This is a genomic window from Hyphobacterium sp. CCMP332, assembly GCA_014323545.1.
Lineage (GTDB): Bacteria > Bacteroidota > Bacteroidia > Cytophagales > CCMP332 > CCMP332.
Genome location: CP058647.1, coordinates 2,202,401 through 2,214,636 on the forward strand (window position 1 = coordinate 2,202,401; position 12,236 = coordinate 2,214,636).

General features: G+C 35.3%; 11 protein-coding genes. 6 read left to right on the plus strand and 5 right to left on the minus strand.

From position 1 onward, the window contains the following. Positions 1-82 precede the first annotated feature (82 nt). Positions 83-1,690 (plus strand): S41 family peptidase, encoded by a 1,608-nt coding sequence (locus tag HZR84_09565; GenBank protein QNL22173.1) that lies wholly within the window; start codon positions 83-85, stop codon positions 1,688-1,690. A gap of 262 nt (positions 1,691-1,952) precedes the next feature. Continuing rightward, positions 1,953-2,426 carry a low molecular weight phosphotyrosine protein phosphatase gene (locus HZR84_09570; GenBank protein QNL22174.1) on the plus strand — a complete coding sequence of 158 codons (474 nt, stop codon included), beginning with the start codon at positions 1,953-1,955 and terminating at the stop codon, positions 2,424-2,426. Here the strand turns inward: HZR84_09570 and HZR84_09575 are convergent. After that, a complete protein-coding gene (locus tag HZR84_09575) occupies positions 2,403-3,683 on the minus strand; it encodes an aspartate kinase (GenBank protein QNL22175.1) in 1,281 nt (426 codons plus the stop codon). The two genes, HZR84_09570 and HZR84_09575, sit on opposite strands and share 24 nt — an antisense overlap. A gap of 68 nt (positions 3,684-3,751) precedes the next feature. On the opposite strand from HZR84_09575, the gene fbp reads away from it, so the two are divergent. Continuing rightward, positions 3,752-4,738, plus strand: coding sequence for a class 1 fructose-bisphosphatase (fbp, locus tag HZR84_09580; protein QNL22176.1), 987 nt, complete (start codon positions 3,752-3,754; stop codon positions 4,736-4,738). Here fbp and HZR84_09585 read toward each other — a convergent pair. Further along, positions 4,735-5,055 (minus strand): hypothetical protein, encoded by a 321-nt coding sequence (locus HZR84_09585; protein QNL22177.1) that lies wholly within the window; start codon positions 5,053-5,055, stop codon positions 4,735-4,737. The two genes, fbp and HZR84_09585, sit on opposite strands and share 4 nt — an antisense overlap. A gap of 22 nt (positions 5,056-5,077) precedes the next feature. On the opposite strand from HZR84_09585, the gene HZR84_09590 reads away from it, so the two are divergent. Next, the gene (locus HZR84_09590; protein QNL22178.1) at positions 5,078-5,668 is read left to right on the plus strand and encodes an outer membrane beta-barrel protein; all 591 of its coding nucleotides are present in this window, start codon (positions 5,078-5,080) and stop codon (positions 5,666-5,668) included. 13 nt (positions 5,669-5,681) lie between these two features. Here the strand turns inward: HZR84_09590 and HZR84_09595 are convergent, their stop codons facing one another. Together HZR84_09595 and HZR84_09600 are read right to left on the minus strand one after the other, a co-directional pair. Continuing rightward, on the minus strand, positions 5,682-6,233 hold the full coding sequence (locus HZR84_09595) for a DUF5606 domain-containing protein (GenBank protein QNL22179.1): 552 nt from the start codon (positions 6,231-6,233) through the stop codon (positions 5,682-5,684). 78 nt (positions 6,234-6,311) lie between these two features. Next, positions 6,312-6,914 (minus strand): YihA family ribosome biogenesis GTP-binding protein, encoded by a 603-nt coding sequence (locus HZR84_09600; protein ID QNL22180.1) that lies wholly within the window; start codon positions 6,912-6,914, stop codon positions 6,312-6,314. A gap of 104 nt (positions 6,915-7,018) precedes the next feature. Between HZR84_09600 and HZR84_09605 the strand changes: the two genes are divergently transcribed. Beyond that, positions 7,019-9,445: an OmpA family protein gene (locus HZR84_09605; protein ID QNL22181.1), complete on the plus strand. Its 2,427-nt coding sequence runs from the start codon at positions 7,019-7,021 to the stop codon at positions 9,443-9,445. A gap of 176 nt (positions 9,446-9,621) precedes the next feature. Then, positions 9,622-10,005 (plus strand): hypothetical protein, encoded by a 384-nt coding sequence (locus HZR84_09610; GenBank protein QNL22182.1) that lies wholly within the window; start codon positions 9,622-9,624, stop codon positions 10,003-10,005. Here the strand turns inward: HZR84_09610 and HZR84_09615 are convergent, their stop codons facing one another. After that, positions 10,006-12,045 carry an OmpA family protein gene (locus HZR84_09615; protein ID QNL22183.1) on the minus strand — a complete coding sequence of 680 codons (2,040 nt, stop codon included), beginning with the start codon at positions 12,043-12,045 and terminating at the stop codon, positions 10,006-10,008. Positions 12,046-12,236: the final 191 nt, after the last annotated feature.

Genomic DNA, 12,236 nt, shown 5'->3' on the forward strand with positions numbered 1-12,236 from the left:
GTGAGGGGAATTTTTAATGTTTTAAAGCAATTCTAATACCTGTTAAAACAATTTCATATGACTTTTTGGTTTCTTAACTGATATGAACGAAGATCAAAACAAATATAATTTACTCCTGAGTTTGCCTATTTTATTGGCATTGGCGCTAGTGATTGGCATCTTGACCGGCTTAATGATATTTAATAAGGAGAAAAAGATAAATCTCTCGCAGGATCCGAATTACAAAAAGTATAAAGAGATAATTAGCCTGATTGAACACGAATATGTTGACAAAGTCAATACAGAAGAATTAACCGAAAGTACAATAAGAGAAATGCTTTCCAAACTCGACCCGCATAGCAGTTATATACCCTATGAAAACAGGGAAATGAGTGCAATATCATTTGAGAGCAATTATCAGGGAATCGGTGTAGAATTCAATATAATAAAAGACACCCTGGTGGTTATTGCTCCATTAAATGGCGGCCCCTCGGAAAAATTGGGCATTTTACCCGGAGACCGAATAATCAAAATCGATAATGAAAATGTGACCAATATTGGCTTGACCAATAAAATGGTTTTTGACCGCTTAAGAGGTCAAAAAGGTTCTGAGGTGAGCCTGGAAATTATTAGACCTGGAAATAATAACACAATTCAATTCAATATTATTAGAGATGAAATTCCAAGCATCTCTATAATAGCAGCTTACATGCTTGATGAAACCAATGCTTATATTAAAATTAGCCGATTTACAGAGAGCACAGCTGAGGAATTTAACGAAAAAATTGGCCAATTAAAATCAGAGGGAATGCAAAATCTGATCCTGGATTTGAGAAATAATTCGGGGGGGATATTGTCATCAGCGCTGTTTATTGTAGATGAATTGCTTGAAGACGATAAACTTATTTTATATACAAAAAGTAAGGTCAGCACAAGAGATTTTGAATACACATCGAGAATAAAGGGAGGGTTTGAAAAAGGAAAATTGATTATACTGATCAATGAAGGAAGTGCTTCTGCCTCGGAGATTGTTGCCGGCGCCTTGCAGGATCACGACAGAGCTGTTTTAATTGGCCGAAGAAGTTTTGGAAAGGGCCTTGTTCAGTCTTCATTTGATTTAAATGATGGTTCAGAGCTGAGAATGACTATTTCCAGATATTATATTCCATCGGGTAGATCCATACAAAAACCATATGCTAATGGAAGGGAAGAATACTTAAAAGAGTTAATTGAAAGGTACGAAAACGGTGAATTTTTTCATGCAGAAAATATAGAATTTCCCGACTCTCTCACTTTTAGCACCGCTTCGGGTAGAAAAGTATACGGAGGAGGTGGGATTATGCCAGACATTTTTGTGCCAACAGATACAAGTTTAAGGAGTAATTTTCTTCTCGAGTTAAATAGTAAAGGACTGCTTTATGAATTTGCCTTTGATTATTCTAATACTCATCGCAAATACCTGGAAGAGATGGGTGAGGAAAAATTTGTCGAAGACTTTAAAATCAATGAAAAGCTATTAAACGATTTGATTGAGTTTGCTGTAAATGAAGGTATAAATTTTAAAAAAGGAGAATTGCAACGATCTGAAGAAATGATTAAGGTTCAACTTAAAGCATTAATAGCCAGAAACTTATGGAGGGATAATGGATTTTATAAGGTATATAATTGCATAGACCCAAATTTTGAGGCGGCATTAGACGAATTGCAATAGCTCAATTAAGGTTTTGATTTCCTTATAATTATATTTTCTGCTTTCATATTACTTTCAAAATCAAAGGCACTGCCCTCATTATTTACTACAGTAACTTTTGATTTTTCTATGCCTAAATTGGAATTTTTTATAAATGCCAGAACAAGCAGAAAATAAAAAAGAATAATTTTGATCCAGAATGGTATATTAAGATTTTTCACAAATCTTTTGATTACTAACAACACGCTATTTTACGCAATTGATCTCTGAAAGTTTAATAAAAATGAAAATAAAAGTGCTTTTTGTCTGTCTAGGGAATATTTGCCGTTCGCCGATGGCTGAAGGATTAATGATTTCAAAGATAAAAGCGAGAGGTATCGATCATATTGACGTGGAAAGCGCCGGAACTTCAAATTATCATATCGGAGAAATGCCCGATAACAGAATGTTGGAAACGGCGGCACAAAATGGAATTATCCTGGAAAGTAGGGCTAGGCAGTTTTCTATGTTAGATTTTGAAAAGTTCGACTATATTATCGCAATGGATAAGAGCAATAAAGCTGATATTTTAAAATTGGCACGAAATGATGAAGAACGCAAAAAGGTTCGTTTAATGCGTGATTTTGATGATAAATCGGATGAAAACGATGTACCGGACCCTTATTTTGGAGGCCATAAAGGTTTTGAATATGTTTTCGACATTCTCGAGCGCTCCAGTGAAAACTTACTTAATTCAATTCTCGAAAACCGCACCTGATATAATATATTGACAGGTTTTCAAGGTCCTTTGCTCCAATATTACATTGTAATTATCAATAATTCTTGAGATACTTTTATGCTCGTGATTAACAATGGTAATTAAAGATAGGTTTTCGATTTTGTCTATATCGAAGGCATGTTCCAAATTTTTTATCAAAGCATCAATTTTGTCCCTTCTGTTGTCAATAGCAATGGTCAGTGATATTGCTGAGTTCTGCATTACATTGATTTTGATCAGGTTTTCATTTAAGGCATGAAAGACAAGACCGATTTGTTCCTCATTGATAAATGTAAAATCCTTCACTTTAAATGAAATCAGTACTTGATTTCTTTTTAGAATGGTTACCGGTAATAGTTTTTTGGCTGGCTCTTTACTTATAACTGTTCCATCCTGATTCGATTTAATAAATGATTTTACAATCAAAGGTATATTCTTGTTTGCGAGAGGTTTAATTGTTTTGGGATGAATTACGGATGCACCGTAATAGGTCATTTCAGAAGCTTCAGTGTAGGAAAGGTTTTCAAACAAAGCAGTATCCTTAAACAATTTTGGATCGGCATTCAAAATACCCGGAACATCTTTCCAGATAGTTATTGATTCAGCGTTTAAAATATTTCCAAAAATCGCCGCAGTGAAATCCGAACCCTCTCTTCCCAAAGTACTCATTCTGCCATCCTCAGTAGAACCGATAAAACCCTGTGTAAGATATAGCGCTGCTTGATCTTTTAGATTGAGTATATTTTGTTCGCTCTTTTCCCATTTAATAATACCCTCTCTGAAATCATTCGTTGTTATCACGAATTTTCTGGCATCCAACCAGCAATTTTGAATGTCCTGGTCTTCAAAATAATTGGATAGTATTTTTGTTGAAATCAATTCACCAAATGGAACGATACGGTCGTATTTTTCACTTTCCGAAATGAAACTTTCGGATTTAATGCTGTGGAGAGATTTTTCTAATTGAAAAATGAAATCCTCGAGTTCATCAATGATTATTTGCTCATTTGCGGATTGCAATCCACGAATTATATTTAAGTGAAATTTTTTAATGTTTTCAAGGTCATTTTTGTAGTCGAATCCGTCTATGCATTTGTATAAAATTTCCTCCAATGAATTGGTGGTTTTGCCCATCGCCGAGACGACCACCACCAATACTTCATCCTTTACATAATGTTCACGGATGATTTGAACCATATTAATTACTGCTTCTGAATCTTTTACAGAAGCACCTCCAAATTTGAAAACCTTATGCATATTCCTAATAAATTCGGGGCGCAAATATAATTCTTTAATAACTATATTTGTGATTGTATTGAAAGCCTATGGAAGAAACTATTGCCAAACGCGTCGGCACAACTTTAGATAGATTTATAAATGAAAAACAAGCTGAATTTGCTTTTGCGACAGGAGAGTTATCCCAACTATTAAGAGACATTGCACTTGCAGCAAAAATTACCAATAGAGAAATAAACAGAGCCGGGCTTTCAGACATTACAGGTTCATTTAACAAACAGAATGTTCAGGGAGAAGAACAACAACGACTCGACGTGATAGCTAATTACCGTTTCATGAGAGCCTTGAAAAAAGGTGGAGAAGTGTGTGCGATCGTATCAGAGGAGGAAGAAGATATTAATTTTACCGGGAATGATGACGCGAAATATGTAATAGCCATCGACCCTTTGGATGGTTCTTCAAATATTGATGTCAATGTTGCAATAGGAACAATCTTTTCCATTTACAGAAGAAAATCAAATATTGGAGATCAGCCCAAAATGGATGATGTTTTGCAAAAGGGATCTGAACAAATTGCCGCCGGATATGTCTTGTACGGTTCGAGTACCATGCTTGTTTATACCACCGGCCACGGAGTAAATGGATTTACCTATGAGCCATCTTTAGGCGAATTCTTTTTATCACATCCAAATATGAACACGCCCGAAACCGGGAGATTGTACAGTATAAATGAGGGTAATTATAAAGACTTCGATATTTCACTTAAAAAATACATTGAGCTTTGCAGGGATAGAAAGTATTCTGGCCGCTATATAGGATCTCTCGTGGCAGACTTTCACAGAAACTTACTTAAAGGTGGAATTTACATATACCCGGCAACCAGTAATTCACCTGAAGGGAAACTGCGTTTGATCTACGAATGTAATGCACTTGCTTTTATTGTAGAACAGGCAGGCGGAATGGCAACCGATGGCAAAAATAGAATACTGGATATAAAACCGACAGACCTTCATCAAAGAGTACCTTATTATGTCGGCTCAAGTAAAATGGTGGAAGAAGCAATGAAAAATAACTAAGATTTATATTTCTCTCTCCAAAATATTTTTTCCTCTTCTCTCTTAATTACCAATTCAGCAATTTTAATATAGACCTGTTCAGCATCCGCGTTGTTTAGTATTTCCTTTAATTTTAGTTCAGAGACATCCATTCTGTACATGACCGATAAAAATCTTTCAAAATCATTTTCGATCATGCCCTCAATTAATTTTGCTAAGGCTTTATGAAAATCTGTTTTAGATTTTACATTTAAGATTTCCTGAATATCATCCGGTATTTCCAGGCTTTTACACAGTCCACCGGCAATTTTATTTAATTTAGCAATTTGCTTATCCATAGCTTCCAATGCTAAATTACTAATGAAAAAATACTTAATTCCGATACTTTCAATATGTTTTTTGAATAGTTCTTTTGCTCAGGAAATAAAGGTAGACGCAATAGCGGGTTTTAATGCCTCACAATTGGATGGTGATAGAATGGCGGGTTTTAATAAATTAGGCTTATTGCTGGGAGGATCTGCAGGAGTAAATTTAAAGGAAAATTTCAAAGTTGAATTGCGCATTTTATACAGTCAAAAAGGCAGTCGATTTACGGATAAAGATCCGGTTGATTTAAATTTCAGACTCAATTACCTTGATTTCCCGATGGTTTTCCGATATCGTCTTGATCAAAAATTCTTTGAACTAGCCGAGAACATTGAGCTGGAAGCGGGACTACAATTTTCATATTTATTGGAGGCTAAAGAAGGTGATCCTTTAATTGGTTTTGTTAGGTTATACGATGCCTTTGAACCTAGGATTTATGGTTTTATTCTCGGTTGCTCTTATAACTATGACAGGTATACTTTCAGATTAAATTTTCAAAGGTCTTTGGTTAGTACCAACAAATCCTTGTCATTTCTTGACCGAACATTGAGCTTCACTTTGGCCTATAGTTTGGCTAAAGATTAAAAAATAAGATCGACTAGCCCTTCTTTTGGGGAGTAATTGGCTTTTGACTTCCTTTTTTTGAAGAGGCGTTCTGATTTTTTGCTATAGGTGCTTTTTTAGGTTTTGGCTTGCTAACTTTCTTTTTCTCCTCTTTTTCGGTTGTAGGGGCACTCTTTTCATCTTCCTTAAAGGAAATATTCGGATCCTCTTCCAAAATTAATGAATACCATGCTACCAGTTTTTTGACATCTGAATGATATACTTTGTCAGCATCAAATTCAGGCACTATTCCACCCAAAAATGTAAATAATTCACTGCTGTCATCTTTCGAAGAAACCGGTAGTGCATCTGAATATTTACTTTTTATTTTTCCATAAACATCTTTTAAAGGAATGGCCCCTTCCTGATCCGTAGTATAAATAGAAATTTCCTTGAGCAAGGATACACGGTGATTAGGTCCTAAAACCATTTTTTTTCGTGAATCATTTAATTCTTCAACAATGTAACCGTTTTTAGTTGGTTTTAATATCTTATAAAGCCCTCCTTTACCGGCTACTGATACGATTTCGTCAAAATTTAACTTCATAGGTCAGATTCTAATGCCCAAAACTAGATGTTTTTGCAAATAGATGAATAAAAAATTTAATACCAATAAGAATATCATTTAACTGGTAAAATGTTTTACAAAGTTTATTATTTCATTCTTGCCCCTTTGCCGTGTTGCACTGGTAATAAATATATCGGGCAAATACTCCCAGGACTTAAGCAATTCATTTTTATAATTTTCAATTTGCTTTTTAGCTTGATTAGTAGATAATTTATCAACCTTGGTAAATACAATAGCAAATGGGATTTGTTTTATCCCCAGGTATTCTAAAAACTCCAGGTCAATGTTTTGAGCTTTATGTCGTGAATCAATTAGCACAAAAACACAATAAAGTTTTTTGGCCCCTTCAAGATAATCCGTAATAAGTCTTTGAAACACTTTTTTTTGCCCTTTGGACACCTTAGCGTAGCCATATCCTGGTAAATCGACAAAATACAATTCTTCATCAATTTTAAAATGGTTTATTAATTGGGTTTTGCCGGGTGTAGATGATGTTTTCGCTAGATTTTTTCTATTTGTCAAATAATTAATCAGACTTGACTTACCTACATTTGACCTGCCAATAAACGCAAATTCCGGAAGGCCATCCTCCGGACATTGTGAAAAATCACTACTACTTTTAACAAACTCTACCTCTTTGAGATCTTCCACTTTGGTCATTCCTTTCAAATTGAATAAATTAATTATGTAAAATATATAAATTTACGGTGCAATAAATTTACTGCTTGAATATTTGACATGAATATTCTAATTAAACCTGTGTTATGAAAGTTAGCTACCCTTCTTATTTCTTAATCATTTTTGTTATTAGCTTTTGTTCTACGATAGCTTTATCGCAAAACAAGAAAGAAATCCGACAAATAGAACCAGATGCAAAAGAGTTTTTTAGAATTGAGGAATTTCATCGCGCTTTGCCTTTGTATATAAAGCTCGATTCCCTTTCACCTAATAATGGCCTTTACAATTTTAGAATTGGTGTTTGTTATTTAAACTCATATGATAAAACAAGGGCCTTGCCGTATTTTGAAAGAGCGGTGCGCTTTGGATATGAAGAAGAACACCTCGATATGTATTTAGGACGGTCATATCATTTGAGCCAGTACTTTGAAAAGGCCATCGGCTATTACGAAAAATATAAAAAACACCTTGAAGAAATTGATGAAAGACCGGAAGAGCTCATCCAGGTGACAAAATACATAGAAGAATGTAAGGTTGGAAGTGAATTGGTTAAACAACCTGTAAAAGCAGATATTGAAAATCTAGGAGCAAAGATGAATTCGATTTATCCGGATTACGTACCTGTAATTTCAGCAGATGAAGAAGTTTTGATCTTTACATCTCGAAGACCAAATTCAACAGGTGGCGAGATGGAATTTGAAACAGGCCATTACTACGAAGATATTTATATCTCGGGCAAAAAAGATAAAGAATGGACTCCTCCAATAAAAATGCCTTATGGTATAAATACAGAAAAACACGATGCGTGTATTGGATTATCTCCGGATGGGCAGAAACTATTTATTTACAGGAGTAATCAATCCTCAACATTCTCAGGAGACATTTATGTTAGTAACTTAAAGGGGAATGTATGGTCGGAACCAGAGCGTATGCCGGAACCAATCAATTCAGATGGATGGGAGCCTTCAGCAAGTATTACACCTGACGAAAAGACAATTTATTTCACAAGTGACAGAGAAGGTGGATATGGAGGTACAGATATTTACATGGCGAAATTATTGCCTTCCGGTGAATGGGCAAAGCCAAAAAATCTGGGACCTAAAATTAATACGAAATACAATGAAGACGGGCCTTTTATCCACCCCGACGGCAAAACGCTCTATTTCAGCTCAAGAGGGCATAAAACCATGGGAGGTTATGATATTTTTAAAACGGTATTAGATGAAGATAGTAACGATTGGTCAGAACCCTTAAATATGGGCTTTCCTATTAATACTGCCGATGATGACATCTATTATGTGCTTTCTGCAGACGGAACAAGAGCTTATTTCTCAAGTCATCGGGAAGACACATATGGAGAGAAAGACATTTATGTCGCTCATCTTCCTGTAAAATCCATTGCTATCATCCAGTTCAAGGGTCATGTTTTCAGGGATGATACTAAGGAACCCGTGGCGGCAACCATTACTGTTACGGATTTGACAACACAGAATATAGTTGGGATTACAAACTCTAACAGTTTTAATGGGAGGTATACTACAATATTACCTCCTCGAAAAAATTACGCTATAAATGTTGATTTGCCGGGCTATCTATTTTATTCTGAAAACATTAATATTCCAGAGCAGGTGGAATATTTCGAGGTATCCAAAGAAATATATCTCAAACCCTTGAAAACGGAAGGTGGGATGACTACCATGAGAAATATATTTTTCTTACCGGGTGAATCAGAACTTAGAATAGAGTCTCAGATTGAATTAAATAAACTTTATAGAAAACTGATCGAAAACCCTGAAATAGAAGTTGAGATAGCGGCTCATACGGATAATCAAAACGAGTCTGTTGTGAATAAGCTATTATCGCAGGCCAGGGCGCAAACCGTTATGGATTATCTTGTCGATAAAGGTATTGAGCCAGATCGATTATTCCCGGTTGGCTATGGAGATGCTTTTCCGATTGCTTCAAATTTAACTGAAGAAGGAAGAGCAAAAAACCGAAGATTGGAAATAATTACTATCCATGGATTGGATAAGGGCTTGGTTGATAATCCCGATGAACACGGATATTATTATCGCAAGGGTATTACTCCATTTGAAGAAGAAGAAGCAGACGTGATAGCCGATGTTAAAAACATGGATTACTTTAAGTCAAAATACAAGGTTGGCGACAAACTGGATATCGGTGCAAACGTTATGTTTGAATTTGATTCAGATAAAGTAAGACGTGCTTATTACCCCGTTTTGGATAGTGCAATTAGAATCCTAAAACTATATCCAAAAGTAAGTTTTGAACTCGCGGGACACACGTGCAGTATTGGTCCGACGGCCTATAATCAATTACTGTCAGAAAGAAGAGTAAATTCCGTAGTTAATTATATGAGTGGTAGAGGTATAGATCCGGCGCGACTGGAAAGAAAAGGATATGGAGAATCGCGCCCTATTGTAAGCAATTCAACCATTCAAGGAAGACGCAAAAACAGAAGGGTAGAGTTTATTATTAGTAAAATTGAATAAATTAAAGTCTTAGGATTCAAATTGAAATTATAAATCTGATTTTAATTCAAAAAATAGGTTATTTTTGAAAAGGGTCAATTTTCAGATTGGTCTAAATTCAATAAAATGTTAAGAATTTTATGAGCATACGCTTTTTATTCATTTCGATTATTTTGATTTCAGGATCAATATTTAGAGTGGATTACTTAAAAGCACAATGCAACCCGGGTGAATTGGCTGAAAATTGCATTTCTCAATTAGATACAAATTTCCATTTTCTAAAAAGCTATCAATTAGACGGACTTGAGGGAGAAAAGACAATGATTGAACACTCCTATGTCCTTACGAGAAGCACGGATTACCTAATTAATATATGCAGTGATGCTGAAGCTGAAATGGATATTGCAATTGAAATATTTGATTCTAATCGCAAAAGCGTTGCAAGCAGCAAAACAGATAGCTTACTAAACAACTCATTGGAATTTGATTGCAGAGTGACGGGGATTTATTATTTGCAATACACTTTTATTGATTCACAGTCCTATTGCGGTGCAAGTGCCATTGGGTTTAAAAGCGATTGACTACTGCTTAAGAACTTTAAACTCCACTCTTCTATTTAATTCCCTACCTTCTTTTTCATCGTCATTGGTTGCGAGAGGCTGTTCTTCTCCGTAACCTACCGTCGTAATTCTTCTTGGGTCAACACCTTTATTAATGAGATAATTTTTTACCGCATCAACTCTTGCTTTGGATAGTCTTTTATTAAATTCCTTCTTGCCAATATTGTCGGTATGTCCTCCGAGTTCTATTTCAAGACTGGGATTTCTGGCAAGCATATTTTCAACCTTGCTCAATTCATCAAATGAACTTGATTTTATTTTCGATTTATCAAAGTCGAAGTAGATATTTCTCAAAACTTTAGTTGTTCCCACCGATAATGGACTTAGAACTATTTCTTTGTCTTTCTGTGTTATTTCATCTTCCGACCCATCAAATAATATATCCTCGTTAATAAATGCGAAACCGTCTTTTTCTACCGAAAGTCGATAGGTACTGTTATCGGGGTTTTCTACTTTGAATTTATAAACACCATCATCCATTTTTCTTTGAGCAGCTACAATCTGGTTATCAACATTTATTAATGACACTTTAGCATTCATCAATTCCCCGCTTTGATCTTTGATTCTCAGATTCAGAATAACGTTCTTTTTTTCAGGGGCAGCTTTTTGTGCCACCGAACTTGTGGTATCCTTTGATACACTTGATACACTGTCACTTTCTTCAGGAATTTCAAATTGTCCCTCTTTGATCGAATATATATCAGACAAGCCATATCCGCCCCCTCTTACCGTGGCATAATAAGCGATTTCGCCGTCATTTGATGACACAAAATAAATATCATTATCAGAGGTGTTAATCGGATAACCCATATTGACAGGTTCTCCCCAGGACTCTTCTTCAATTAGATACTCAGACTTGAAAATATCGTATCCGCCCATACCTTTATGACCTTTACTACTGAAATAAAAATAATCACCTGAAAAATCCACAAAAGGGCCATCGTCGTCGTATTTGGTATTAATCACAGAACCGAGATTTTTGGCTTTCTTCCAGGCTCCTTTTTTATCTTTCTCAGAGTAGTAAATATCACTTCCACCATACCCTCCGGGCCGGTTGCTTGAGAAATAGAGCCTGCTTCCATCGGGAGAAAGACAAACTGAACTCTCTTTAAATCCTAATGAATTAATATTAGGCCCAATGGACTCCGGCTCAGTCCAGGTTCCGTTTTCGGCTTTATTCGAAACCAATATATCACCATTGTTTTCATCGGTGTATAGAAAAAGAATATTTCCATCTGCTGATAACGACAAATTCGAATTGTGAAAAACAGTATTTATTGGGGTTCCAATATTTTTGGCCTGCGACCATTTTCCATCTTCAAAATTGCTGAAAAAAATATCTTCAAAAAATTCATTATCGATGTCCACGTCTTTTGACAAGTTCCCATCTTTTCTTCTAGTAGTGAAAATCATAAAGGAATTCTCCCTATTGATTACAGGTGCATAATCATCGTAAACAGAATTGATTTGGGCACCCATATTTCTTATCGAATAATTTTGTGGATTGGAAACAAACTCTTTTCCGTTATAACATTCAAGAATTCTATTTTTCACTTCCTCAGCATCTATCTTATCGCTTCCACTATAAGTGGGGTTCTCAGCTAGTTTCTCTTCGTATTTCTGATAATACTTTATGGCTTCATCGAAGTCCAAGCCGAAATGATAACTGCGACCTATCAAATAATTCAGGGAAAATTTATAATCGGAATTGAGATTTAAAACCTTTATGAAATAAGTGGCAGCCCTATCTTTATTGATTGTTTCAAGGTACATTTTACCCGCTTTGAAATTGGCGTCCACATTATCGGGATCTATTCTTGCTGCTTGAATATAAAGCTCCTTTGCAACTTCTTTTGCCGCAGTACTCTCCATTACCAGATCGGCCTGCCTGACAAATTTTGCCGCAACTTCTTTTCTCTTTTCGGATATTTGAGAAAACAAGGTGATCGAATATAAGGATAGCGTCAACGATAGTAAAATAGCCTTATACTTTCCTGGCATATTTTGATTTCTTTAATTCTTTTTTCATGAATTTCAGGTCAAATTAATCAAATTATTCAGCAATTAGCCCAAAAATCACCTCAGGTATGAGTGCAAAAATACTAAATCTGAAAATCAGATATTAAGTTTTTCATTAATCCTGATCAAAATAAGTCATAGTTGGCTGATAATCAAATATATAACATGATAAA